General features: G+C 40.0%; 26 protein-coding genes. 9 read left to right on the top strand and 17 right to left on the bottom strand.

From position 1 onward, the window contains the following. Positions 1-69 precede the first annotated feature (69 nt). Positions 70-1,593, top strand: coding sequence for a response regulator (locus NOS7107_RS22935; protein ID WP_015115324.1), 1,524 nt, complete (start codon positions 70-72; stop codon positions 1,591-1,593). Positions 1,594-1,596: 3 nt separating this feature from the next. On the opposite strand, the gene NOS7107_RS22930 is transcribed toward NOS7107_RS22935, so the two are convergent. Together NOS7107_RS22930 and psaM are read right to left on the bottom strand one after the other, a co-directional pair. After that, entirely contained in the window at positions 1,597-3,012 is a 1,416-nt protein-coding gene (locus tag NOS7107_RS22930) for an MATE family efflux transporter (protein WP_157374113.1), read from the bottom strand. Between the two features lie 283 nt (positions 3,013-3,295). Then, complete coding sequence (gene psaM / locus NOS7107_RS22925; protein ID WP_015115322.1) at positions 3,296-3,391, bottom strand: photosystem I reaction center subunit XII; 96 nt, start codon at positions 3,389-3,391, stop codon at positions 3,296-3,298. A gap of 158 nt (positions 3,392-3,549) precedes the next feature. Between psaM and NOS7107_RS22920 the strand changes: the two genes are divergently transcribed. The 3 genes from NOS7107_RS22920 (at position 3,550) to NOS7107_RS22910 (ending at position 6,093) form a co-directional block, all read left to right on the top strand. Beyond that, positions 3,550-4,818, top strand: a complete 1,269-nt coding sequence (locus NOS7107_RS22920) for an FGGY-family carbohydrate kinase (RefSeq protein WP_015115321.1) — start codon at positions 3,550-3,552, stop codon at positions 4,816-4,818. A gap of 114 nt (positions 4,819-4,932) precedes the next feature. Next, positions 4,933-5,406: a tellurite resistance TerB family protein gene (locus NOS7107_RS22915; RefSeq protein WP_015115320.1), complete on the top strand. Its 474-nt coding sequence runs from the start codon at positions 4,933-4,935 to the stop codon at positions 5,404-5,406. A gap of 231 nt (positions 5,407-5,637) precedes the next feature. Beyond that, positions 5,638-6,093 (top strand): hypothetical protein, encoded by a 456-nt coding sequence (locus tag NOS7107_RS22910; RefSeq protein ID WP_015115319.1) that lies wholly within the window; start codon positions 5,638-5,640, stop codon positions 6,091-6,093. Between the two features lie 437 nt (positions 6,094-6,530). Here NOS7107_RS22910 and NOS7107_RS22905 read toward each other — a convergent pair whose 3' ends face one another. The 8 genes from NOS7107_RS22905 to NOS7107_RS22870 form a co-directional block, all read right to left on the bottom strand. Then, on the bottom strand, positions 6,531-7,193 hold the full coding sequence (locus NOS7107_RS22905) for a Na(+)/H(+) antiporter subunit B (protein ID WP_015115318.1): 663 nt from the start codon (positions 7,191-7,193) through the stop codon (positions 6,531-6,533). Further along, positions 7,190-7,780, bottom strand: coding sequence for a DUF4040 domain-containing protein (locus tag NOS7107_RS22900; protein WP_015115317.1), 591 nt, complete (start codon positions 7,778-7,780; stop codon positions 7,190-7,192). Before NOS7107_RS22900 ends, NOS7107_RS22905 begins: the two co-directional genes overlap by 4 nt. Then, a complete protein-coding gene (locus tag NOS7107_RS22895) occupies positions 7,770-8,051 on the bottom strand; it encodes a monovalent cation/H(+) antiporter subunit G (protein ID WP_015115316.1) in 282 nt (93 codons plus the stop codon). Before NOS7107_RS22895 ends, NOS7107_RS22900 begins: the two co-directional genes overlap by 11 nt. 3 nt (positions 8,052-8,054) lie before the next feature. Then, a complete protein-coding gene (locus tag NOS7107_RS22890; RefSeq protein ID WP_015115315.1) occupies positions 8,055-8,321 on the bottom strand; it encodes a hypothetical protein in 267 nt (88 codons plus the stop codon). Beyond that, positions 8,318-8,707, bottom strand: coding sequence for a Na+/H+ antiporter subunit E (locus NOS7107_RS22885; protein ID WP_015115314.1), 390 nt, complete (start codon positions 8,705-8,707; stop codon positions 8,318-8,320). The genes NOS7107_RS22890 and NOS7107_RS22885 overlap by 4 nt, the downstream gene beginning before the upstream one ends. Next, positions 8,692-10,128, bottom strand: coding sequence for a cation:proton antiporter (locus NOS7107_RS22880; RefSeq protein ID WP_015115313.1), 1,437 nt, complete (start codon positions 10,126-10,128; stop codon positions 8,692-8,694). Before NOS7107_RS22880 ends, NOS7107_RS22885 begins: the two co-directional genes overlap by 16 nt. Then, positions 10,125-10,460: a cation:proton antiporter subunit C gene (locus NOS7107_RS22875; protein ID WP_015115312.1), complete on the bottom strand. Its 336-nt coding sequence runs from the start codon at positions 10,458-10,460 to the stop codon at positions 10,125-10,127. Before NOS7107_RS22875 ends, NOS7107_RS22880 begins: the two co-directional genes overlap by 4 nt. Before the next feature lie 483 nt (positions 10,461-10,943). Continuing rightward, on the bottom strand, positions 10,944-11,435 hold the full coding sequence (locus tag NOS7107_RS22870; RefSeq protein WP_044500259.1) for a hypothetical protein: 492 nt from the start codon (positions 11,433-11,435) through the stop codon (positions 10,944-10,946). A 173-nt stretch (positions 11,436-11,608) separates the two neighbouring features. On the opposite strand from NOS7107_RS22870, the gene NOS7107_RS28785 reads away from it, so the two are divergent. Further along, entirely contained in the window at positions 11,609-11,779 is a 171-nt protein-coding gene (locus NOS7107_RS28785; RefSeq protein ID WP_015115310.1) for a ssl1498 family light-harvesting-like protein, read from the top strand. 217 nt (positions 11,780-11,996) lie between these two features. On the opposite strand, the gene NOS7107_RS22860 is transcribed toward NOS7107_RS28785, so the two are convergent. Beyond that, complete coding sequence (locus tag NOS7107_RS22860; protein WP_015115309.1) at positions 11,997-12,554, bottom strand: Uma2 family endonuclease; 558 nt, start codon at positions 12,552-12,554, stop codon at positions 11,997-11,999. A gap of 41 nt (positions 12,555-12,595) precedes the next feature. Next, complete coding sequence (locus NOS7107_RS22855; RefSeq protein ID WP_015115308.1) at positions 12,596-13,777, bottom strand: AGE family epimerase/isomerase; 1,182 nt, start codon at positions 13,775-13,777, stop codon at positions 12,596-12,598. A gap of 363 nt (positions 13,778-14,140) precedes the next feature. On the opposite strand from NOS7107_RS22855, the gene NOS7107_RS22850 reads away from it, so the two are divergent. Next, the gene (locus NOS7107_RS22850; protein WP_044500257.1) at positions 14,141-14,383 is read left to right on the top strand and encodes a hypothetical protein; all 243 of its coding nucleotides are present in this window, start codon (positions 14,141-14,143) and stop codon (positions 14,381-14,383) included. 181 nt (positions 14,384-14,564) lie between these two features. Here NOS7107_RS22850 and NOS7107_RS22845 read toward each other — a convergent pair whose 3' ends face one another. From NOS7107_RS22845 to NOS7107_RS22835, 3 genes are all read right to left on the bottom strand, one after another. Next, entirely contained in the window at positions 14,565-15,704 is a 1,140-nt protein-coding gene (locus NOS7107_RS22845; RefSeq protein ID WP_015115307.1) for a glycosyltransferase family 4 protein, read from the bottom strand. Between the two features lie 48 nt (positions 15,705-15,752). Further along, the gene (locus NOS7107_RS22840) at positions 15,753-16,538 is read right to left on the bottom strand and encodes a PIG-L deacetylase family protein (protein WP_015115306.1); all 786 of its coding nucleotides are present in this window, start codon (positions 16,536-16,538) and stop codon (positions 15,753-15,755) included. 394 nt (positions 16,539-16,932) lie between these two features. Further along, a complete protein-coding gene (locus NOS7107_RS22835; protein ID WP_015115305.1) occupies positions 16,933-19,146 on the bottom strand; it encodes an NHL repeat containing protein in 2,214 nt (737 codons plus the stop codon). Between the two features lie 790 nt (positions 19,147-19,936). Between NOS7107_RS22835 and NOS7107_RS22830 the strand changes: the two genes are divergently transcribed. After that, the gene (locus NOS7107_RS22830) at positions 19,937-21,106 is read left to right on the top strand and encodes a glycosyltransferase family 4 protein (protein ID WP_015115304.1); all 1,170 of its coding nucleotides are present in this window, start codon (positions 19,937-19,939) and stop codon (positions 21,104-21,106) included. Between the two features lie 30 nt (positions 21,107-21,136). After that, positions 21,137-22,279 (top strand): glycosyltransferase family 4 protein, encoded by a 1,143-nt coding sequence (locus NOS7107_RS22825; RefSeq protein WP_015115303.1) that lies wholly within the window; start codon positions 21,137-21,139, stop codon positions 22,277-22,279. Between the two features lie 52 nt (positions 22,280-22,331). On the opposite strand, the gene NOS7107_RS22820 is transcribed toward NOS7107_RS22825, so the two are convergent. Further along, complete coding sequence (locus NOS7107_RS22820; protein ID WP_015115302.1) at positions 22,332-22,703, bottom strand: hypothetical protein; 372 nt, start codon at positions 22,701-22,703, stop codon at positions 22,332-22,334. Positions 22,704-23,355: 652 nt separating this feature from the next. Between NOS7107_RS22820 and NOS7107_RS22815 the strand changes: the two genes are divergently transcribed. Further along, positions 23,356-25,872 carry a choice-of-anchor Q domain-containing protein gene (locus tag NOS7107_RS22815; RefSeq protein WP_015115301.1) on the top strand — a complete coding sequence of 839 codons (2,517 nt, stop codon included), beginning with the start codon at positions 23,356-23,358 and terminating at the stop codon, positions 25,870-25,872. Here NOS7107_RS22815 and NOS7107_RS22810 read toward each other — a convergent pair. Continuing rightward, on the bottom strand, positions 25,869-26,786 hold the full coding sequence (locus tag NOS7107_RS22810; protein WP_015115300.1) for a LysR family transcriptional regulator: 918 nt from the start codon (positions 26,784-26,786) through the stop codon (positions 25,869-25,871). The genes NOS7107_RS22815 and NOS7107_RS22810 overlap by 4 nt on opposite strands. Positions 26,787-26,852: the final 66 nt, after the last annotated feature.

Here is a 26,852-nt window from a genome sequence, read left to right as displayed (position 1 = left end):
TTAATCTCATGAATTTTTTAAATATTTATTTTTATCTTTGCTTGGTTATTAATTTTACAAAATACATACATGACAGACGCAAATATTTTAGTTGTCGAAGACGAATCGATTGTTGCTAAAGATTTACAAAATAGATTGAGAAAATTTGGTTATACAGTACCTGCTATTGCTTCTTCAGGACAAGAAGCAATTAATAAAGCTGTAGAAATCATCCCTGATTTAGTGCTAATGGACATAAGATTGAAAGGGCAAATGGATGGTATACAAGCTGCGGAGCAAATTCATAAATACTTAGATGTCCCCATAATTTATTTAACTGCTTATGCAGATGAAAATACTTTAGAAAGAGCAAAGATTACCGAGCCATTTGGTTATTTACTCAAACCTTTTAAAGAAAGAGAACTCCAAACCAATATTGAAATAGCTCTTACCAAACACAGACTAGAAAAGCAATTAAAAAATAATCAAAAATGGTTATCTATTCTTTTGAAAAGTATTAGTGATGGGGTGATATCGAGTAATAGGAATCAACTAGTCACGTTTATGAATCCGGTGGCAGAAAAGTTGACAGGATGGACACAATCAGAAGCAATTGAAAAAAATATATCAGAAATATTTGAAATTATTGATTTAACAACTCGTGAACTATTAGAAAATCCGCTAACAAAAGTTTTACAATCAGGAGCGATCGCACCTCTCTCGACAACAATTTTATTGATTGCCCAAAATGGTAGCGAAACACCAATTGAGCAGAGCGCCGCACCAATCAAAGATGACAAAGACCATATTATAGGTGCAGTGTTAGTGTTTCGGGACGTGAGTGAACGACTACAAGCAATGGAAGCACGACAAAAGCAAATACAGCAAGAACAACTGGTTGCTCAATGGGAGCAGCTGAATCAACTCAAAAATGACTTTTTAAATTTAGTTTCCCATGAATTGCGATCGCCCCTCTGCCACATGAAAGGCATGATCCAAATGTTACAGATGTCCACAGCTGTTCAAGAACAGCATTACTTTCTGGACGTTTTGGAAGCAGAGTGCGATCGGGAAATGGAATTAATCAACGACTTATTAGAGTTACAACGCCTCGAAAATTCATCTAATCTCCTGCTGGCTCCTGATTTATTACTCTTCCAACAATGGCTACCTTGGTTAATCGAGCCATTTCAAATCCGTACTCAAGAACATCAACAAACCTTGCAGTTAAATCTTCCAGAAAATCTGCCTTCACTATTCTCCGACCGTACCTGCTTAGAACGCATCTTAGTGGAATTGCTGAATAATGCTTGTAAGTATACACCTGGTGGCGGTGCAATTATTTTGAGTGTCAGCCATGAAATTGCGGAATTTTCAGTCAAAATACTCATTACCATTAGTAATTCAGCCGAAATCCCCACCACCGAATTATCTAAGATTTTTGAAAAATTCTACCGCATCCCTGATACAGACATTTGGAACCAAGGTGGTACAGGCTTAGGTTTAGCGATCGTCCAGAAATTAATAGAACAACTGCAAGGTAGCATTCAAGTCGCCAGTAACCAGGGATGGACGACGTTTACTTTAACATTGCGTGATTTAGAACTGTCTTGAAAATTAGGAGTTGTGATATTCCCTAGTCACAACTCCTTTTTTCAACCGAGAAGACAAAATGTTAAACCGCCAAGACAAGACTATAGCTGCACTAGCTAAACCTATAGCTAACCCCCACCACAGACCAAGCGCTCCCAAGCCAAACCCAATTCCTAAAGTGTAACCAGTCAATAAACCAACACACCAATAAGCAAAAACCCCAATCAACATCGGGATGCGAGTATCTTTTAGTCCGCGTAACGCACCAGCCGCGGTGACTTGTATTCCATCAACAATTTGAAAAATTGCTGCTACCGCGAGTAATTTCATCGCTAAAGCTATCACATCTTGATTGTTGGGATAGTCAACATCCAGGTAAAGCGACACAACCAATTTGGGAACTAACCAAAATATCAGCCCGGCGATCGCCATAGACAATGCTCCCAACGCAATTCCCACATATCCAGCCAGACGCACACCCTTCAAATTTTGCTCTCCGGCTAACTGTCCTACACGTACTGTGGTGGCGAGAGAAATGCCCAAAACCATCTGAAATGACATGGAAGCCGTTTGCAAAGCAATTTGATGGGCAGCGAGAGCAGTTGTCCCCAATTGTCCGATAATAAACGTGACAACAGTAAATAATCCCGCTTCTACGGCAACTAATCCGCTAATGGGTAAGCCAACCTGAAAAATATCCCAAAAAACGCGGCGATTTTGTTGCTGAAAACTGGAATTAGCCGAAAAGTGAAAGATTTGGTAAACAGCAAAACGACGCTGACTCAATATATAAATAGCCAAGACAATAAACATACTCCATAGTGACAGAGTACTTGCCCAACCAATACCAGCTAATCCGAGGGCGGGTAATCCTAATTTGCCAAACATTAAAACATAGTTAGCTGTAATATTGAGTAACGTACCCAAGACAACAGTTACCATGACTAATTGCGGTTGTGAGAGGGCAGAAAGAAAGCTTTTCAGCACAGCAAAACCCAATCCTGGGAGAAAACCCCAAGCGATCGCTCTTAAATAAGTTTGCGCTAATGCGGCGGTATCAGCACTTTGTCCCAACAGCACTAACAAAGTACTTCCATGCCAAAGAATGACTGTAATCGGTATCCCTAACAGCAGAGATATCAATAACCCTTGTCGCACAATCTTACCAACTTCTTCCAGTTTTCCGGCTCCGTAGGCTTCCGCCGCCAAAGGACTGACAGCCGTAATCATCCCCGTGGTGATCATCAAAAAAAAGATAAAGATGGCTGCACCCAAACCTCCAGATGCGATCGTCTGACTTCCTAGCCAACCCATCATCACTGTATCTACAAAGCCAGTTGCTGATTGCGCTAGTTGTGCTGCTGCTAACGGAATAGCTAACAGCAGACATTGTTTAACTTCAGAAATCAATCTGGAGCCACTGGTTTTGTCATTCATCATCAGATTTAAAAATTACGTGAGGATGGTAGAATTTGCCATTTCTGCTTTTGTAGGATACGGCAAAAATGAACCACCAACAGCAGTTTATGTTGTTGGTGGTTAACTTCACTCCTCTAAATGGTCGATTTCCTCTGGGTAGAAAATTGTTGTGATGGGTGCAATGTATATCTTTAATTACCTATTCCCTCCTCAAACATAAACACAACAACCAAGCAAAGCCTGATTGTTGTGTAGGGGTGTGGCACTTACTGTTAAGCTCTGCTTAGGAAGTCAGAGCGTAGTTTTACTTGTAAAGTTCTGTCGCTAAACGCCAAGCCAGAAGACCTGGAACTAGCGCCACAACTAGAGCAATGTAAACTTGAGTATCTGAGATGGGCATGGTTGAAAATCTCCTAAGCTCAAATCAATATTGGACAGTTCGTTTACTACTTTTCCTTGTTTTGCCAGTTTTGGGGAATATCTTGTTACAAGATGCAACAAAAGCCGCTGTCAGTCGGTAGTCTATAGTTATCTTTCATTATAAAAATTTATAAAAATATGGATTTGTATTTAGGGATTGATTATGGCACCTCTGGCGCACGGGGGGTGGTAATTGACGATGAAGGGAGTTTGCAAACCGAAGTGCGCTATTCTGGGCAGAAGCTGGAGGCGGCACACTGGAAAAGTGCTTTATGGAGCTTATTAGCAGAGATTCCTGAGCCATTGCGGCGAGAAATTAGAGCGATCGCCATTAACGGGACTTCCTCTACTGTTCTGCTGTGTGATGGGGCTGGTGAGCCTGTAGATGCACCTTTACTTTACAACGATGCACGGGGCGCAGTGGTACTAGACCATCTGAGGAAAGTTGCACCACCAAATCACACAGTATTAAGTGCTACCTCAAGCCTTGCCAAACTTCTGTGGATGTCACAGCAATCTTTTTTTGCAGAAGCTCGCTATTTTGTGCATCAAGCCGATTGGTTAGCTTTTTTGTTGCATGGACAATTGGGTATTAGTGATTACCATAATGCTTTAAAGCTGGGCTATGACGTAGAAGCCTTGGAATATCCAGAATGGTTGGAAAAACTAGAAATACCGATTCAGTTACCAAAAGTTTTAGCACCAGGAACTCCTATTGCCGAAATTCGCCCGGATATTGCGTCTCAGTTCTGTTTACCAAAAGATTGCTTAGTATGTGCGGGGACAACTGATAGTATCGCCGCTTTTATTGCCAGTGGCGCAGAATCTCCAGGAGAAGCGGTAACATCTTTGGGTTCAACCTTGGTACTGAAATTATTAAGTCATACCCGTATAGAAGATGCACGATATGGAATTTACAGTCATCGTTTTGGTGATTTGTGGTTGACTGGCGGTGCTTCTAATACTGGTGGTGCAGTGTTGCGAGAATTTTTTACCAATGCAGAGTTAGCAAGCTTGAGTCAGGAAATTGATCCAGCCAAAATCAGCAACCTAGATTATTATCCCTTGTTGAAAGCAGGCGATCGCTTTCCCATTAATGACCCCAAATTACCACCACGACTCACACCCCGCCCAGAAACACCTAGAGAATTTTTACATGGTTTGCTAGAAAGTATTGCGCGGATCGAAACACGGGGTTATGAATTACTGCAAAGCTTGGGTGCAAATCAAGTAAAACGAGTTTATACAGCAGGCGGTGGTGCAGCAAACTCTACTTGGACTGCTATTCGTCAACGGCATTTAAAAGTACCTGTGGTAGCCTCAAAAAACACCGAAGCCGCTTATGGGACAGCACTTTTAGCGAAAGCAAAAGCAAGCAACCACAAGGATGAAAAAAAGTTTACCTAAAAAAACCAGAATTACTGTGTATTTTCTGATTTTTTTTGGGAATGCTAACGAAGAAGCAATTTTCAGCCTTAGAGATTGCTTGCTTAAGCAGTATCAAACTTTTATAGGATTTTTATGTCTAGACGTTTGCCTAAAGGCCGTAGCGCCAGTTCAGTTGCTTTAGAACCAGAAGTTGCGATCGCTCTTATCGGACTATTTTCCGGCGCAGCTGATGGTGAAGGTATTAGCTACTCCGAAGAATACGCTTTGAGTGAAATGCTGGGTGAAATAGCTCAATTTGAAGATTATTCTGAAGAAGATTTTGAAGAATTAGGCGAAAAATTAGTCTCCCTCATAGAGGAAGAAGATGCAGAAGACTTGGTTGCAAAGGCGATTGAATCCTTGCCCAACAGAAGTTATCGTGAAGCTGCATACATCACGGCTATTTTGATAGTAGGGATTGACGAAGAAGTACCAGAAAACGAACAAGATTATATTTCTGAGTTGCAAGAAGCTTTGAACATTTCCAACGAACGCGCTCAAGAACTCATTGATGAAGTGTTTGGCGAAGACGAAGAAGAATGTGAAGATGACGAAGACGAGGAATAATTTTTAAATATTACTAGGCGTGGGTTAGGCGATCGCTAACCCACCTAAAAAAATTAAATTCCCATCATCCAAAATCTTCAGGGTGCTTTCTACCATTTTTCCACAGCCAGATTATTTCTGAGCGATCGCTCCTCAAAATTTACCAGTCGTTTGGAGATGGTATTAAAGAAGGTTGTAGTTAAAGCAGTATGATTCTTAGAGGAAACTTTTGATTAATAAATTTATAAATTTATGTTTAAAACAACACTCTTCTCTGGACTTACTCTGAGTTTAATAATAGCTTTATTCTCCAGTTCTCCAACTGTTGCTCAAGAAATATACATTGATGATAACTGTAAACAAAATCAGCAATTAAATGAATTTGACAGGTTTACTGTTTTCTATAAATCCGAATTTCAAACTAAAGGGCAAAAATATTGGTTTTACTCAGGTAGGTATCAAGATGGAAGTACTATTATTTGTATTTCAAAACCAGGATTTAAACAACCAAAACCTTTAAACATACAACAAATACAGTCTGCTTACATCGATAAAATCAGCAAAGATCCACGCAATAAAACAGCCTTTCTCGTTACCGTCCGCGAGGGTAATGGTTCCTATGTCCCAATGTTCCAATACCGACTCAATTTGTCTACACCTTCTAAACCTACACTAACTAAACTACGAACTTGGACATCAGGACAGTAGTTTCCCTGCTCCGGCGGCAGGTATGCGATCGCACATTCACTATGTATTCTTGAGTATGGGGATAAAACTACCACTAATCAGTGAGCCTATCTCATCGTATGGTAATTCAAGTTATTTTTTCATTAAAAATTCTAGTCTTATTTTCAATAATGTAGCATTGATATATGCCGTACAAGCATATAGGTAATGGAGGCTTGAGACTAGTACAGGTCGGCGTAAATAAACAGACTATCTGGAATTGCTAAAAGGCTTGTGGTATCGCTATTCTTTCTTTTTCCTTTTTCCCTTCGGGTCGCCATTTGACGACAGTTGCCTCAAGTCGGGAGACCCGCCCACGGCACTGTCTCCTTTATGCCGGGAAACCCGTCCACCGCAATGGCTCACTTTTGACTTTTGCCTTGATAGTCGCTGTATCTGTGATTGTCTGAAATTTTGTATTACAACAATCCCCGATAACGAATAAAAATCAAAATCACCGCCCAGGAACCCAAGGCGACTTTGATGGCAACTAAGAGATTGAATAAGGGGATAAAACCACCACTAATTAATGCGCCCATCTCCCCATGTGGTAATTCAACGCCAGATAAATTAATCACCGCCAGAACAATAAAAACTAGTACCGAAATCTTCTCCCATGTAGCAGCTTGCCAGCGTTGGTAAATCCCCTGCATCCACTCTGGGGATGAAGTAATCGCCACTAGCCCAATTGCTGTTCCACCCGCCACTCCGGCAGCAAAACCACCACCAGGGCTGAGATGTCCACGAATCCCTAGTTCAATACTGACTAAAGCGGCAATCGTCGCACCTAACCTCGCCAGCACAATTGAAGGTTGATCGGTGAAATTATAGACTGTGCTGGATGGTTTCTCATTTGCCAGTAAAAAATTAGCCCCCATAATGGCGATCGTAAATACCACCACCTCAAAAATAGTGTCATACAGGCGATTGCGAAAGATAATCCCCGAAACAGCATTCGGTATGCCACTATCTTGAACAACTGCTTCCACAATCGAGATATCTGGTAAATCTAAGGTAGGATTAGCAATAAACAAAAATTTGCCAAACAGGGCGATTCCGGCGGCAATATACAGCCATTTCATGAATGCTCTCCTAAAACTGGTGTCTTTAAATCTGGTGTATTGGTTTGTGATGCACTAACATAACTCAAACTGGTAATTGGTGATGTCAGTTGAGTTTGCACGATGTCATAAATGCGTCTGATTCTGGTGATGGTGTGATATGGTTGCGTTTCCTCGTCTTGAGGATCATGCTTTGCCTGTGGCTGACAAATAGCATGGACTTCTTTGTTGTTTAATGCCTGGTGTAAGGTTTCTCTATCTGTGTATGGAACTAGCTCCAGACGCAGATAATAACGTTTGCTAAAAATTGCTCGGAAACTATCGATAAGTGGCTTAAAGTCTGAATTTTCATCTTCTTGAAGTAATCCCAGACGTAGAACCAGTGATGAACGTACGGCGATCGCATACAAGGTAATCGCCAACATTGTCCCCACCAAGGCTTCGGTCAAAGCCACATCCGCCGCCCCCAAAATTGTATAGACAAATGCGGCGATCGCCCCCAATATCCCTCGCATCACCAAGGCATGGTAGGGATTGGATTGAAAAACCAGCATCGACGCGGCGATGGGTAACAGAGGAATGATCACATAGATATAGTTATCTGTCATGGCTTTTCTCACTACTGGAACAGTAAGCCAAAACATATCCCAGCATGGTATTCCACATTGCTAAAGAAATGATGGCGAGGATAAGTAGCGGCCATTCGCTGGGTATCTTCAGCAACAACCCAACAACAATACTCATAGAGCCGAGGGTATCTGCTACTGTCAGACTATGTAACTTGAATAATACAGAGCGATCGCCCAGTAAGGGAAAAGTCCCCCAAAACCAGAAAAAAATCCCTAAACCAATGCAGAAATAACTCAGTGCGTTGATCATCGTTCACTCTTGCAAAACATCACTCATACGTTTGATAACTTGGGCTAACAGCATCAAGGCCGCATTCCCCACACTCAGGATAATTACGCCAACCACACCAATCATCCAGTCATCACGCAAGACAGATACAACTAAAATCATGATGGCAGCCTTGGTGGAAATACTGGCGAATGCCAACATTTTTTGCCAAATATCATCATCCTGCCATGCTTCATACATGGGGATGAGGAGTGCCAAAATCATGGCAAACAATAGCAGATTCAGAATCATGTCTGTTTCCTCCGGCGTATCCAGTGGACTTCATACCAGCCTGCTTCGTGATATTTCAAAACAATTGTTTTGGGTGTAAAGGTAATCAAAAAGATATCGAGGAATATTAGTCCTGGAGTGCGGCGTGGTTTGACTTGTTCCAACGTCACATCTTCGTAGTTATGGGGACGGAGGATGATTTCAAAGGCCTCGATATAAGCTTGGGGAATCGCTACGATAATTTCCCATAGGACACGCAGCCAATCTTTTAATTTTCCTGAGACTTTAGGCAGACCGGGCAGTAAAAATGCGATGCTGACACCAATAATGATATTTGCCACGCTGAAATTAGCTGTCAGCAAAAACCAAATAGCCAATCGCAATATCAAATTTAGATAGGCAACCATGCAAACCCCTTCCAAAACAGCAACATTAAAATTAAACTCATCACACCAATCAGATGATCAAATTGCTCCAGCACACGCGGTAGTTTAATTACTAAGCGTTTGAAAATTAGCAGGTATGCTAACCAGCCAATGCCAATGGTTAAGAGGGGTTTGATGATATTTTCGACGGTATAAGCCTCGTAATAGGCAATATTGGCCAGAAACAGCCCACCAATTAACAAGCTCATGGCTGCCCAGAAACCGGGTTTAGTCTTACCTTCACCCCCAAACGGCAGAAAGATGAATTTGGCAAAGGATATGGCTGTTCCCAGGGCTGCTATATTCATCGCGATCGCTTGCCAAGGTAAGAGATTTTTCGTTGTCAATACCTTCGCCCCAAACCCAGACAACAAGGGAAAGCCAGAAATCGAGAAACTAGCGATCACTAGAGCAATCCATACCGCAGTATTGATTGGTTGATGTTGCAGTTCCTTGAAGTTCCGACTGGGTAAGCAACCTGCAATCAAAAACAGTGCCGATTTCACAAGTCCGTGAGTTAAGGCATAAAAGCCCCCGACAGATGGCGCGGCCAAAATAAAACCTAACTGGGAAACTGTGTGAAATGCCAACATCCGCTTAGTATCTTTTTCCAAGACGGCATAGGATACTCCCAAAAGTGCCGTACCCACGCCAAAGATTCTGACTATGGGGTCAACTTCTTCTACCATCAGCGCACATCGCACTAAGGGATAAACACCAGCTTTCACCACCACTCCCGACATCAATGCTGATACTGGGGTTTCTGATTCGGAATGAGTTAATGGCAACCATAATCCTGATACAAAAATTCCGCCCTTTGTCAATAGTCCCAAAAAAATCAATGCCAGTGCTTCTGGTGGTGCTTCTCGCAAACCTGCAAAACTAAAGGAATGATCTGCTTGATAAACTAGCACTGCACCTATCAGATAAAACAGCATTGCCACGTTGCTGACAAATAAATAGCGCAAACCCACCCAAATCGAACGGTCAGTTCGGGGATAGGCAATCAACAGAAAGGCCGCAATACCACTAACTTCTAGGGCTACGTATAAACTGATTAAGTCTGAACCAACGAAGGCAGCATTCACACTACCATGCAAGATAATAATCTGGGCGTAAAAAAAAGCTGTCTTGCCGCTTTGCCAACAATAAAGAATGACGGCGGCTGTTACCAAAGCATTGGTCAAAATAAAGTAGCCACTTAATTGGTCTACTGTTAAAGTTACGCCAAAATTATCTAGTAACTTCAGAGTGAGGGGTGGTGTGACAAATAGCTGTAAAGCATACCCCGCCGAAACAAAAGCCATAACTAAGGCGAGATAGCGGTCAAGTTTGGGTAGGAGATAAATCACGAACCCAATAAAAAATGGTAAGCCAATCCAGGCGATCGTGATGGTATTCATGGCGTATTGTTTTTCTCAATTTCATTACTTTCTAAAGTTGGGTTATCTCGTGCCAACTTCATCACACCAACCAGCATTAAAGCTTGAATCGAAAAGCCAATCACTATCGCAGTTAATATGACTGCTTGTGGAACTGGATCGGCGTAAGCACCATGTTTAACATCTGAGAGAATTGGCGTAAACAAACCATCCCGTGAAGCAATCAGCACATAATAGGCAATCACCCCCGTACTCATAACATCCATCGAGATGATTTTCATCACCAGATTCTTTTTGAAAATTATGCCAAAAAATCCGCAAAATATTGTTGCGAGTATACATGCTTCTAACACGATAATTGCCTGTGGTATGAGATTTGAATGTAATTTCCTTTTATAAAAATTTCCTATATTTAGGTGTAGTCTTAATCAGCTTTTATTCTCAAAAGAAAATACATTGGATATTTTTTTAAAAAATTTAACAACAATGTTTGAAGTATGGAAAATTTTGCATACTCCTAAATATTCCCTAAATCAGGATGAGTTTGGGGATATAATTTTTTTAGACGCTATTCAATTGTGAATTTAAAATAAAATTCACTTTCAATAAGTATTTTCGCTTATTTTTATATTTTTTTGTCAGAATTTACTATCTTAATTTCTAATAGATGATCATTGATATTTATCTATACATCAATGTCATATTATTGCATTAATAATATATCAAGAGAAACGCTATTTATACGATTCAGGACTTATCCACAAAGGTTGTCTGTTCAGAATGGGTGTAAGGGTTTTCACCCTTACACCCTCCCCCAAACTTTTGATTTGTAAGTCCTATGATTGAATCGCCGTAGGTTTAGTACGCTGCTGCTGATAAAAAGCAACAACTTTTCGGACGTAAGCAGCCGTAAAACCACTGTTACAGCCGCTATAGTTACCAGTCATCCACCAACAAGCAACACCATTAACTGCCGCAGTTTCATTATTGTTAGTAGCGCGTAACTGTTGGTTTAACTCGCGGCGGGTAATGCAAGAAATAATTTGGCGTGCAGTTGCTGGATTATTTTCAAACTGCGTTGGTGTAAGTTCTTTTTTGAGGCAAAATTTCGACCAAGCTTTGACTGTACCAGGTTGAACTTGCCAATCACTATAAAGTCCATCGTTGACTTTACCAGTTTGGGGTGCAGCTTTTCGCAGCGCTTCTACCATTGCTGCAACTTGCGTCTCAGAAACAGACTGTTGTGCTGGAACAGCTAATGCAGATACTCCAAAGCTAACACTGGTAAGTAATGTACTCATTAACAATCGCATCAACGTTTTCCTCATCACTCCAGACTTCAGTGTAAGACCAAGATGTAGGATAGTACATTTTCCTCAACACCAGCATCGATAAGTCAATGTAATGAAAGCAATAAAACATTTTTTGTCAAGTAGACTTGACGTTTTGTAACAATATTGTTAAATTTAGTTACATAAGTTAACAACCAAGGAAAAAAATTATGTATACCACTATTAACGAAGATGGCGTTTTAAATAACTATGCAACCGAACCTCAGATGTATTACGCCGAGTATCCAGCAATTTGGGAACAGCGCCGCTACGTTATCCAAGGTGCAGTTGCAACAGTGGTTGTAACAGCTTTCGTTTTATTTGCTTTTGCCGTTAGCTAAGATTTTTTAACTTCGGTATCTCCCATCGACATTTAGACCTTCTCCTTTGACCCTGGTTAGTTTCGCCGGGGTTTTTGCTATTCATAGGACTTACGCAACGCCGATAATGTCATTGCGACCGAAACGAAGTGTAGGGAAGCAATCTCAGCGTCAGGGGAGATTACTTCCCTATCGTACCCTACGGGAAGGCTAACGCCTACGTAATGACGGAGTTACGTTACTTTTGCGTAAGTCCTGATTCACTGACGACAGGAGGAAAAATCCGATTCAACTCCAAGAAAACATCTTCAAACCCAGGAATGGCAACGGACTGACAGGGTAAGGAAATTTGTTTGCTGAGATAGTTAAATTTACCTTGAGCATTTTGATAGGGTTGATTGTAATGCTCAAGCTGACGCGCATTTAAATTAACAATCCAATAATGAGAAATTCCGGCTTCTGCGTAAATTTCTAGTTTTGTGGTTTGGTCGTAATCTAGAGTTGTGTCTGAGATTTCAATCACCAAGAGAATATCTTCATCGATTCCGCGGGCGATCGCTACATCTGGTTCTGGTTCACTTTGATTTGGTAAAGTAATTGGATATTGGCCACGAATAACTGCGCGATCGCCTAGCAATCGATGTTGCCGACATAAGATAGAACCACAAACTGTATGCGCCGTTCTCTTGGCGACAATTTGAATCAATTCAATGCGTTCGTTCTCCTGCAAAAACCCCAATTCAATCAGCCGATGATACTCATCAATAGTAAATCGCTTGGTTGTTACAATATTCATGGCACATCACTGATTTTAGTTTTACCTACTCAGCACTCATTTCAAGTTAGCACGGAACTTAAAGCCTCAAACTGCTGCCAACATAGGTATAAAGCGCGGGGTATATGAAAACATCCCTTCCATTTCCCGCCTTTGAGATTTAATAATACTTCTCCACGCCGATTGAGGTAGCCGAACCACTCCCCATATTCGGGATCTGCAAAGTGCTTCCAGGCGTAATCGTGCATTTTTTCATACCATTCCCAGCAAGCTGCACGTTTTGTCAGACGATAACCCATTGCTAATGCAACCAAAGATTCAAGATGTACCCACCACAACTTTTGATCCCATTCCAATTGTTGTGGGGGATGTCCATCTGCATCCATAAAGTAATACAACCCGCCGTATTCTTCATCCCAAGCAAAATTCAAGATATTCAATACCACATCAACCGCTTGGTTAATCGTTTGAAGATCATTTTTCCGGCGGGCGATATCCATAATAAACCACATCGCTTCGATACCGTGACCAGGATTAATTAATCTGCCGTCAAAACAATTGATGTGAGAACCATCGAGGGCAACATTTTCATACATTAATCCCCGTTCTTGGTCGAGGAAATCACTCATCACTTCCTGAACAGTTTTCCCCAAAACGCTTTCTAAAGTTTCACTGGGGAGTAACCATTCCATTTCTAGCGTCAGGTTAGCTAAAATCATCGGCACAGCCAAGGCTTTCATTGGGCGTGTGCCAGGATAAGTTTTAGTATATTTACCTTTGGGATTATCTTGGCGACGCAACACATTATTGTAAGCTTGCATTGCCACATCTTTCGCCCATTCTTCACCGGAGGCTAAGGCATATTGGCTAAATGCCATTGCGGCAAAGCAATCAGAAAAAATATTATAAGGCTGGACTAGGGGTTGACCTTCGCGCGTCAGGGCAAAATACCAATTTCCTTCCTCATCTCTGCCATGTTGAGAAAGAAATTTAGCGCCATTTCTGGCAATTTCGAGCCAGTTTTCGCGTTTTTCTAGCTGGTTGCAAAGCATCGAAAAAGTCCAGACTTGGCGGTTTTGCAACCAAATAAATTTATCGGTGTCGTAAACTTGGCCTTCCCGATTTAAGCAGGTAAAGTAACCGCCTTGTTCTAAGTCTAAAGAGTGCTGTTCCCAAAACGGGAGTACGTCATTTAGGAGTGCGTTTTTGTAAAGTTCCGCCAATGCTTTGAAGTCGTACTCCATAAATTTTCACCCTTGTATCAACACCAACAGGGTTAAATTATCTCACGCAGAGGAGCGAGTGCATTGCGCGGTTTTACCGACTTGAAGGAACTGTCGCGCAAAGAGTTACGGAAAATTCTCTTGTTTCTTATGTACAATATGATTCATGTAATCCCTCTTTTGTTATTACGGGGAGAGAAAAATACTAACCCACTTATGAATGCTAAACAAATTAATGAATTGAGCGATCGCCAGCCCACTTTATCATTTAAACACCTTTGTTGAGAATAAACGTAAAACTAGGAGTTTCGGATTATTCTCAACAAAGGTAACAAAAGAGGGATAAGGTTATGCTAGAGATAGATTTTAAAGATTATTAATAGGTTGGACAACACAAATATTGAAATTGAAGAGCGATGGATCAACGCTTGGAACGATTTATTTGATATTGTTGGAGAGAGATATCAAGTGAGTTGCTTGCTGCCTGACGGGTCTGTTGTAGATGTTGAAACCTGCAAAGGTTGGTTACAAGAGTCAGCATATCAAGACTACTGTTTGAAGGTTGAAGAGGGTTGGGTTAAAGGAAAGCGCGGCGTTGTGGTTTTTCGTTTCAAAGAAGGTGAATAGCTATAATTTTGAATTATGCCAATAATTCTTTACGAGAAGGTTTTCCAGTTGAAGTTGTGGCTCGGATTACTGGATTGTCGATCACAGAAGTCCAACAACTTCAACAGCAACTGAATGAGTCTCCACAAAATTAGCCCCAATTGCGTGGCGATCGCAACATAACCAGAACTTCCCAGTTAATTTAACGCATTGGGGCGGTGGGAGTTTTCATGAGTAAGACTTCTTTGGTATCCATAACTGTACGAACGTTGTAGTTTTTGACTAATTCACGGTACACATTCATTGTTTCTTCATGCACTCGCGCTGCTTTGAACCGTTCTAAATTTTGTTTGGCGCGGTTTTGCCAATACTGGAGTTGGACAGGATCACCAAGTATTTGCGTTAAAACATTGGCTAAAGATTGACTATCTTTTGGTGGTACTAAAATACCAGCTTGGCGATTATCTAATGTTTCGGGAATACCGTCTACATCGCTGGCAACAATGGCACAACTAGCTTCACGCGCTTCTGTTAGCACTAAACCAAAAGATTCGCAGTAAGAAGCCAGGACAAAGATGTCAGTTGCCAGCATATAACGTTGCGGTTCTGGCTGAAAACCTTCAAAATGAATGCGTTGACGCAGTTTCGCGCAGGGGATATTTTCTACTATTGCTTCAAATATAGAACGGTCTGGCCCGTCGCCAACTAAATATAAGTGTGCTTCGGGAAACTTAGGTGCAATTTTTATAAATGCTGCGATTAACTCTGCAATGCCTTTACGAGTATACATCCCGGCAACAGTAGTAATAGCTGGGCGATGTAAGGGTAGGGGTTGGTAATCTTGAATGTTGGGATGACGGGGACTACCTAATGTGCCGTTGGAAACTACGCGTAATTTATTCTCAGGTATACCACGCTTTACCATTGAATCGGATACTGCTTGGCTAACAGCGATGACTCGATCTGCCAATCCCATTAAGACAGCACTGCGTTGAAATTCGTTGTGAACGGTAGATACTAAATGATACTTGTGGGCTTGGCGGAGAATACCTGCCAGGACGACACCTGTCATCATGTGTGCGTGGACAATATCTGGTTGAAACTGCTGGATAATCTCGCTAAAACGCCAAGCAGCTTTGAGTAAATTGAGTGGTTGTCTGGATTGATCTAATTGGAAGTGTTTGATGTTATGACGTGCTAGTAATGTTTCAAATTCTCCACCAGCAGAAGCAACAGCCACATCATGACCATCTTGAGATTGTAGACAGGCTAAGTCTACGGCTACGTTAACAATTCCATTACCAATTTTTTCGACATGATTTGTAATATGTAATATTCTCATAGGATTTTTTCTCTATAGATGTCATTGATAATAGGAGGTAGATAATAATTAAGATTCAACTTTAAAAAATATTTCATAAGCACCCAAGAAGCGATTAACAAAACCATGAGGTAGACTTGTAAGTTGAGAAGTATAGGCTGCGATCGCCTGATTTTTCTTCTGCTGCACTGAGGTAATGGAAAAACTGTAAGCTGCGGCTATATCGGATAGTTTGAGCATAATAAATAATGGCGATCGCCAAAATAACCAAATAGGATATTGCAGCAGGTCAACTTTAATATTTGCTTGCTGAATTGCGGTTTTTACTAAATGATATGTCGCTTCATGATCGCGGTGACAGTCTTTGCTGTGGGGTACATAAACTTCTTCAGGCTGATAATGTTGGAGAAGTTCTGATATTTGAGCGATCACTTCTTGTTTTTCTGCCGTTTTTAAAGCTTGTAAACCTCCATCTGCTTTATCTAAAAAGTGAATTGCTGATGTCTGTACCCCCAAAATATTTAATGCTTTGATAGCTTCTTGTTTGCGAATTTGAATAATTTTATTGCTCGATTCTGTATCTATATCTCCTGAACCTTGACCATTGGTAATAAACACCACAATTACTGGAATACCCTGCTCACATTTGCAAGCAATCATCCCTCCACAACCAAATGTTTCATCATCTTGGTGAGGAGAAAATACCATAGCAGATTTTTGGTTAAATGTTAATGGCTGGCTACCTCTAAGCAAAATCCAGCGCATGATTAAACTGGAATGAATATACTGCATTCTTTCCAGAAAAACTCCAGGAACTAGTTTTTGTAATTGTTGTAAATAAAGTTTAATTTTCATATATATATTTTGTCAATTAATATGGGTATAAATAGATTTATTTTTGATGGTTTTGATAGTTGCTCATCTATTAAACTCAAATAAATAATAACTATATATATTTACTTTTTATTTCAAAGATTTCAGCTTGTTTTTTACAACTGTACATAAAGTTTATTGAGTGAGCATCGTAAAATGTATTTAGTATGATAATTCACTTATCGCATAGATGGAAGCTCAATATTTATTTATTTGATGAAAAAACAACCAGCAATGTAAAGCAATTTCTCATCTTAATAAATATAGTTTTTTAGTATCAATATCCTACTTTTTTGAAAATTATTGCTAGACAAATATATCCCCGAATTCTTAAAGAAGTCGGGGATTTGAAGCATACTAATTTTTATAGGAAAAGTTAACTGTTGAAGCGATACATAATCACTTTACCTTTCCAATCTTCTTCAACAAACACCACATACTCACCATTAGAACGTCGAAAAGCGCGGATACCTTGGGGTATATCAATCCAACCACTTTCACCTGCAACTTCTGCGCCTGGTTTTAATGTTTTGACAGTAGCGCCTGTTTTGGCATTGTAAACGTAAACCTCTGCGGTTTTCATTTTCACTGCAAATACATAATCACCAGCAACACTCATCGCAGCGGTAGAGACTTCCCGTTTACCTGTGGTGTCATGGGGAATGACAGTGCGCCAACGGAGTGTGGGATTATTACCTTTACGCCAATTGTCAAAGCGGATAATTTCAGAACCAACTACTCCGCTATCATCACCAACCGCCGGATGATCAACAGTGAAGCCTGATAAATACATCGTATCGGTTTCGGGAAAGTATTCAATTCGCCGCAAATCGGTGATCATGCTAGGAGTTTTCTGCTTCTGCATCGAACTATAGCTATACATAGGATTACCATGTTGATCTAATCCTTGGAGGGGATAATGGCGAATTCCAATTCCATCTTGAGTTCGCAAGGTTTTCCAAATATCACCTTTATTGTCTACCCACCAACCACCCAAGTAGGGATAGTCTTCACTCTGATCATATTCACCTTGATCAAATTTACCGTTACCATTGCGATCGCGCCAAATCCATTCTCCTTTATTTGGTTGATGGGGCGGCCAATTTCCGCTGACTGATTTTTCCCCACCGCCGTGTGTACCAACAAACATCCCCGCTGGAATCGCAATCTTACCATCCTTGGCAGAATCAAAGCGGTAAATTTGCATAAAGCTGGCATACATATTTGTCATGAACAAAAACCGCTTACCTTGAATGCGACGAACAAAGGTAGCATCTGGGGAAGTGTGTAAGCGCGGATCTTGGGGATATTTGAAGGGATTTAAGGTGTAAGCTTTATAAGTCCATTGCTTACCTGACGGCTGGTTGTAGTCCATCAAGAAGTGTTCTTGCTTGGTGAAGACTTCTAAACCATCGGTTTGCGGATCTACATCAGCATTATCCACAAATAATAATCCGTGTAATTGCCATATTGGTTTTCCTGATGCAGAAAACTTGCGTAAATCTGTACCGGATTTGTTAAAACCATTGCTATTGACATAGATATTCCCAGAACTATCACCACCAATTCCGGTAATTCCATATAATTTCAATGCTTGCACTTCCCCAGGAGTATTTGCGTAAACGCCGCCTTTAGTCCCAAAAGTCCCCACCTGTACAGGCTGATTTTTGATGTTGTAAATTAATACTTGCTGACGCTGGCTGTTGTCTGCAACTAAAAGTCTACCTTGATGATCAATTGCGATCGCCGTTGGCTTGGGAATATTGGTAATTTGTTGCGGTAATTGCTTACCTGTGGGTGAATAGCGCAAAATTTTATTTTGATTTTGCAGAACCCAGATATTTGCTTGTTTATCAATAGCGATCGCACCTGGATTAGCTACACTAAAACTGCGTAGTTCCTGCATAGTTTCGCTATTGTAAACGCGGATTTTATTAGTCGCATAATCACTCACATATAACTCATTTCCTACAGTTGCTAATCCAGTAACTTCACTTTGATTACTGACAATCAACATACTTTTATCCCAACCCCTTCCTTTATTAAAAGGTGCTGGTTTTCCTGCTAAGTTATAGCGTCGGACTGTATACCAAGTAGTTCCTTCTGGCGGGTAATCTTTATCTGTTTTACCAATTGCTCCTTGTCCTAAAGTAATATAAATATATTTACTATTAGCTGTTACCGCCTTACCACCACTGCGACTCCAGCCGTGAGTATCTTCTACAATCCCAATTACATTACCATCTTTATATATACCTGCTTCTCTACCTGCTTCATCCCAATGGCTATTAGTATAAACTGTGCCATTAGGTGCAACATACATTGCTTCAATATTATTTTGTACCCACTTATCGCCACCGCCAAAAGTATTTCCTATCCAAGATGTTTTATAAGTACTTGCAGCTACACCCGTGACACTTATTTCAGATGTTATATCCAGGGTAAAAGCAATAAATATAACAGTTATTCCCAATAACATAAAATAAATTGGTTTTAGCTGCCGATTATTGCCTGATTTAAATACTTTTTGAATGTATTGATTAAGTTGTTGATATTTTTGTCTAAACCGTTTATGTGTATTTTTTTGCATAATCTACTTAATATTTAAATTATATTTTTAATTGAAGACAGATATCACAATTTCATCAATCAAAAAATTGCGTGCGGATATTTTTGTGCTGACTAAGATAATCAACACAAATAAGTATCAATAGATAATGCTCAAAACCCTGGTATATTACGGTATGAAAATAGACTGCTGTCTATAGTGAGATGTTATGTGTAGTGTCACCCGATATCAGTCTGTCTGCTAAAAGTTTCAAAAACTTAGATTCGCAGCTAACCTTAATTTTTGCAGGACATATTACATAGATAACAAACACTGGGTATTTTAAAATTGATATTTACCTAAAATTCATGAAAAACACATATATCGTTCAAATAACTATGAGTAATTCCTAGAAAAATCTTTATATTTGTATCAAGCTTTACTTATAAATAGCTAAAAACGGTAAACCTGAATACATAGCATCAACGATTATACCCAAAATCAACATTTTTTATTACTTGTTGAAAATTTAGGGGAAAAATGATGTGATTTAAACAACAAAAATCCTGCTTGACACCAGCATATAAATAGTTTATAAATTATTGTCCTCTGCAAAAAAAATCTTTTCTTTGATGGTTCGCTTTTTAAATTTTAGTAGTTAGATATCTAGAATCAGAATCTGCACATAGTAAGACACAAAGAGTGCTGATTTTTGTAAAAATCACAGGAAATAAGTATTAGTCGAATTAATCCGCTGCAAAATTGAAAAAGTATTTAATCTGAGGGTGATAGTAAAAATACGCACACTCAAAAAATCATAGGAGAGAAGTCAGTGGAATGTAAAAAAGAAAATTTCAATTCTAACTCTGCATCTATACTTACACTGGGTTTAGGCTGGTTTCCTAAAACACCAGGAGGGTTAGAAAGGTATATTTATGAACTAACTCATCAATTAGCAGACCGTCAAGACCAAATAGAATTATGTGGAGTTGGTTTACCAGAAAATAACTTAAATTCCCCAATTCACTTAACTAACTTAGCCAATCCTGATACTGTAATTTGGCAAAGACTTTGGTATATCCGCAGGAACTTTCAGCACCGAAAAATCAAAAAACCAGATGCAATTAATTTGCATTTTGCATTATATAGCTTCCCAATTATGGATATTTTACCGCAAAATATCCCTATTACCTTTAACTTTCATGGCCCTTGGGCATCAGAAAGTCAACAGGAAGTTGCTAGGAATAAAATTAGTCTGATTATTAAGCGTTGGTTAATCGAAAAAAACACTTATAATCGCTGCGATCGCTTTATTGTTTTGAGCAAAGCATTTGGTAATATTTTACATCAGCAATATCAAGTACCTTGGGAAAAAATTCATATCATTCCAGGTGGTGTAAATATTCATCGCTTTCAGCCAAATTTATCACAACAAGAAGCACGACAACAACTAGGCTGGCCAGATAATCGGCGGATATTATTTACATCTCGCCGCTTAGTTTATCGCATGGGGATTGATAAATTATTACAAGCTTTAGCAATAATTAAGCCCAAGATTCCCGATGTTTGGTTAGCAATTGCTGGGCGTGGTTACATGCAAGATTCACTCCAACAGCAAGCTAAAGAATTAGGCTTAGAAGATACAGTAAAATTTTTAGGATTTCTACCTGATGAGCAATTACCTATAGCTTACCAGGCTGCTGAATTAACTGTTATGCCTAGTCAATCTTTTGAAGGTTTTGGTTTAGCAGTTGTTGAATCTTTAGCCTGTGGAACCCCAGTTATATGTACACCAATTGGCGGAATGCCAGAAATTTTAACTCAATTTTCTCCAGATTTAATTACTAGTTCAATCGAAGTTTCAGCTATTGCTGAAAAGTTAGAAAATATCCTCTCAGGACAAATTCAAATTCCTTCTCGTCACGCTTGTCGTAAGTATGCCATAACTCACTATGATTGGTCTTTAATAGCTGAAAAAGTGAGAAATGTTATTTTAAATTAAAATTGCAATTTTATCAAGTATAAATATTATATGAAAATTTTATTTTTAGACCAAAGCGGTAAACTAGGTGGTGCAGAACTTTGTTTAATTGATATTGCCAAACCATACTGCGATCGCTCTTTAGTTGGCTTGTTTGCTGATGGTGATTTTAAAACATTGCTCCAGCAAAATCAAATCTCTGTAGAAGTATTAGCAACACAACCAATTAAAGTCCAAAAGCAAAGTAATTTCTTCCAAGCATTAGCAAGTTTTACAAAGCTAATACCTCTACTAATTAAAGTTACTAAAATTGCCAGAAAATACGATTTAATTTATGCCAATACTCAAAAAGCATTAGTTGTCGGTGCATTGGCCAGTATTTTAGCTCGTCGCCCCTTAGTTTATCATTTACACGATATTCTTTCATTAGAACACTTTAGCCCAATTAACTTGCGCGTTGCTGTTACCTTGGCTAATACTTTCGCATCATTAGTCATTGCTAATTCTCAGGCTAGTCAAACAGCATTTGTCCAAGCTGGAGGTAAGGCGGAACTAACAGAAATTGTTTATAACGGTTTTGATAGTAAAAAATATCAAATACCTGATATTGAAATTCAAAAAATTCAGCAAGAGTTAGAGTTAAACGGTAAATTTGTTATCGGACATTTCAGTCGCCTCGCACCGTGGAAAGGACAACATATTTTAATTGCAGCATTAGCGGAGTGTCCGCCGCAAGTCACAGTAATTTTAGTAGGTGATGCCTTATTTGGTGAGCAAGATTATGTACGAGAATTACACCAACAAGTTAAAACACTAGGTTTAGAAAACCGCGTTAAATTTTTAGGATTTCGTGCTAATATTCCGCAGTTAATGTCAGCTTGTAATTTAGTTACCCATACTTCCACTGCACCAGAACCCTTTGGTAGAGTCATCATTGAGGCGATGTTGTGCGGTACACCTGTAATCGCAGCTAAAGCCGGCGGCGCTATGGAATTAGTAGAACATGGCGTAAATGGTTTTTTAACCACACCTGGTGATTCTGAAGAACTAGCCAAAGTAATTAACACCTGTCTTCAAGAAATAGAAATAACTGCAACGATCGCTAACAATGCCAGAAATATGGCTAGTCAGCGTTTTGATATCTCAACTATTAATCAGCAAATTGCTCAACTTTTAATTTTTCCACAAAAATAGTCATATTTAGATCCCCAACTTCTTCAAGAAGTCGGGGATCTATATTTATTAACTACAAACCAACTAATTCCCGTGATTCATAATCAGTCAGTTGTTGCGCGATCGCTAATCTCGCTTCTAACTTCGCTACACTAAGCTGGTTACGCAGATATTCTAAATGCGCGATCGCATTGGCTTTTTCCATAGTCAGTTGAATTTGTGCGTCCATCGCCTTTTGATATTCGTGATTCAGCAACAACACCTCAAAGCGCCGCGCCTTGCGTTGAGCATCATTTTTCAAATCTACATCAAAAGCCGCCGCCCGATCTGCATTCCCTTCAAAGCGGTTAATTTGGTGCTGTACGGCCATCAACTGCGAGTCTAGTTCATTTACACGTTGAGCAGCCTGAGCGATCGCAGATGGATAATGACTCATTTGCATCATCAACTATTCTTCCTCTGAAAATCTCAATTTTTTACACAGCAAAAAAACATCAGAAGTATCAGAAAATACTTCTCTTCTCTGCTTTCAAACTTCTTCTAGGAGTAGCGAAAAGATTGCTTGTTTGAGAACTTTACTTGATATATCTATTATAGTAAAAATGTACTAAAATCGCCACAAAAAACTGTATTTGCCGACTTGATTTTGACGCAGATGAGAGAGGGCGATCGCATCCCAAACCAATTACGTAATCTTACTTAATATCCTCTCAAAAGAGTATTAGTAAAATTTTAATCATCACCTAAATTCATTGGGTTAAGTAAATTTTCGGGATTACCCTCAAAAACTAGTGCTTATCAACTCCCAAATTAGACTTATTACAAAATCAAATTTTGGTTTTTTACGGGAAAAATCAAAAAATAGGCGATTTTAACTTCTTAATCCTAATTCACTTTTCCCTGCTTCAATTTATGCAATCAGTCTACACCAGCCTCATCTAACTGGTGTCTCTCCAGAATTGTCATTAATTGTTCCCATACCCAAAAAAGCACTGTTCCTAACAGTATCGTCATTTTGCGTGTTTAGCAAAAGTAAGCAGCCAAAAAGCTTGCTCATATTGCTGACACAGATAAAACCAATAGGAGTTAGATAAACAATGGCTACCTTTAACGTCACCAACACTAAAAATAGCGGACTTGGTTCATTACAGCAAGCAATTCTGAATGCCAATACCTCAGCCGGCAAAGACTTAATCAGATTTACAGGCGGACTCTTCACAGACAACATCGCCGATACTATCAGCCTTGGTGGGAGTAGTTTGTTCATCACCGATGACCTCAGTATTGATGGTAGAGGTTCAAACTTACTCACAATCAGTGGTAACTACAATTTTGCTCAAGACAACAATCTCTCCCGTGTATTTGAAATTGCTAGTGGTATCACCGTTGACATTGAAGGGTTGACAATTGCTAATGGTTATGCAGCAGATACAAGAGGAGGTGGCGGCGTTTACAATGCTGGTAATCTGACATTAAGAAACGTCACCATTAGCAATAACTTTTCTGGCGGTCAAGACAGTTCCGGCAACAATGGTGGTGGGATCTATAATTCCAACTCTGGAGTTTTAAGGCTCAACAACAGCACTGTTACAGCTAACTATGCAGGCCAAGTTGATGCTGACGGCATATTATATACAAGCGATGGCGGGGGCATTTATAACGCTGGTATCGTCACTCTCAACAACAGTGCCATCAATGGAAACTCTGCTGGCTATTACAATGACTTTTACTTCCCTGATAATTTAGGTAATGGTGCAGGTGTATATAACACTGGGACTTTAACAGCTAACAACAGCACTATTAACAATAACAGAGGCACAGGTGATGGTACTGGTATCTACAGCACTGGTACTGTCACCTTGAGTTATGGCAGTGTTGATAACAATGAATCCAGCAACCCATTCTACAACGCATTCAGTGGCATTGTGAGTAACGGCAGCCTCACCATCAGAAATAGTAGTGTAAGTAGTAATAGAGCAATTGATGTTAATGGTGCTTCATCTGGTATTGATAGCTCAGGCACACTGATTATCAGCAACAGCAACATAGATAATAATCAGTCATTTTGGTCTAGTGGAGTACTGCACTCAGGAACCCTGACAGTAACTAATAGCTCGATTAATTACAATAGCGGCAGAAATTCTAGTGGACTTGTTGCCAATGGTACTATCACCATAGACAGAAGCACTATCAATGGCAACACTTCAGACTACGACTTTAGCAATGCTGGTCTTGTTGTCCGTGGCACAGTGAGGGTAAATAATAGCACTATTAGTAATAACTCTTCAAACTCTGGGAGTGCAGGTCTCCGTAACAGTGGCAATGTAACGATAAGCAACAGCACTATCAGCAGTAACATAGGAGGCTTAAATTTCACGGGAGATATTAACAGTAACAGCATTTATAACTCTGCATCTGGCAATCTTACAGTTATTAGAAGTACTATCACAGGTAATTCCAATCCAGATGGAGCCGCAAACGGCACGATTGTTAATGATGGCACTGTTACCATCATTAGCTCTACTATCAGTGATAACTCAGCAGGGTTGGGAGGTGGTATTCTTAACAACGGCACTGCGATCGTCGTTAACTCTACAATTAACAACAACACCGCAGGAATTGGCGGTGGCATCAACAACTCTGGAACTTTAACTCTAGTTAACACTACCATTAGTAGCAACCAGTCATACTCCGAAGGTGGCGGAATTTATAACTCTGGTACTTTAACCGTTAGCAATAGCACGATCGCCTTTAACAAGTCTTACTATGATGATGAAAATACTGTATCTAGCGGTGCAGGGATATACAACACAGCAACGGGTACAGCCACAATCAAAAACAGCATCATCGCAGGTAACAATGATGGTATCTCTGGTGCAGTTAACCCTGATGTCGTCGGTAACTTTATCAGCAACGGCTATAACCTCATCGGCAACCTGAATGGCAGTACAGGCTTTAACCCCAGTGAACAACTGCAAGTCAGCATTTCTCAAGTTATTGATACTATCCTACGTGACAATGGCGGTCTAGTAAAAACCCACGCCTTAGTTTATGGCAGTCCCGCCATCAACGGAGGTAATAACGCCGATATCTCTGCCGACATTGCAGACTTAGATAGAGATGGCAATACTACCGAAGGTATACCTTTTGATCAACGCGGCACTGGTTATAGACGTATTTCTAATGGTCGAGTAGATATCGGAGCCTATGAAGCATCTGTCATTAACGGCACACAATATTCTGATAATCTCCGCGGTACGGCTATCAATGATCTGATTGCAGGCTTGAGAGGCGCAGATGTGCTGACAGGCGGTGCTGGTGCAGATAGTTTTGTTTATACCAGCATTGTTGATAGCGGTGATACAATTACAGACTTTGCCGTTGGTACAGACAAAATTGTCTTACAAGCACTCTGGCGGAGTTTAAGTTTGGGCAGCCTAAACTTTGCCACAGCCATTGCTGGTGGTTACTTGCAGTTGCAAACTGAAGGAACAGAAACCTTAGTTTTTATTGACCTAGATGGTGCTGCTGGTCAACGTCTCCCTTTAGAGTTGCTAAGATTACGCAATGTATCGGCGAACACTTTGAACGACTCTAAGAATTTTGTGTTTTAAATTCCCTCACAAATACTTTTGAGCGTCTGTCGTAACCAACAATTTGCCTGATCTTGATCTGTCAGTCGGCTCCACAACATTGAAATCATCCACGGTTGCGTTTGTACAGGTAGTTCAAAAATTTCTACAGCACCTTGATATGCCAAGGATGTTACTAACAGTGATGGAACAGCAGCCACTAAGTCACTAGATGAAATAATTGCAGGTAGCACTAGTAAATGTGGAGTCGTCAACACAACGCGACGTTGGAGATTGGACTGAGCCAGAACTTTGTCGATTTCACCAACTTCATCTTGTCTGATGGTGAACAGAGCATGGAGAAGATTAGCAAAAATTTCTGGTGCGATCGCATCTTGAGTAATCATGGGATGCCCTCGACGACAGATGCCAACAAAGTGTTCTGGAAATAATGGCATCTGTATCGTTTGTCTGGGCGGATTTTGGAACACACCCAAGGCTAAATCAATCTCTCGATTTTCTAGTAGCTCTCCTACCGAGTCTTTGGCAAAACCAATCAAGCGAAAATTAATGTTTGGTGCAATTTGATGACAAACTTCCAAAAGTTTGGGCATCACAACATAGCTGGTGTAATCTGAACTCCCAATTGTAAATGTGTTTTTAGATGTTGTTGAGTCAAATGTTTGGCTGGCTGCTAATGTCTGCCGAATTTGTTGTAAAGCAGCTTTTATACTGGGTGCAATTGCCACTGCTTTTGCTGTAGGCTGCATTTCTCTGCCAATTCGGATAAATAACTCATCTTGAAATAGTGTGCGTAATCTTCCCAAAGCCGCACTCATGGCTGGTTGCCCTAAATACAGCTTTGTAGCTGCGGCTGTCACACTTTTTTCTTCAAAAAGTGCCTCAAAGGCAACTAGTAAGTTTAGATCAACAGCAGATAAATCTATTAATCCCATCGATGAAACATATTATTTCAATCAATTTGATTAATTTATAACATCTCAGTAAAGTAAAACTAACAG

The sequence above is a fragment of the Nostoc sp. PCC 7107 genome (assembly GCF_000316625.1).
Lineage (GTDB): Bacteria > Cyanobacteriota > Cyanobacteriia > Cyanobacteriales > Nostocaceae > Nostoc_B.
The sequence above is the reverse complement of the archived record's forward strand: the minus strand, read 5'-3'. Positions and strand labels throughout refer to the sequence as shown.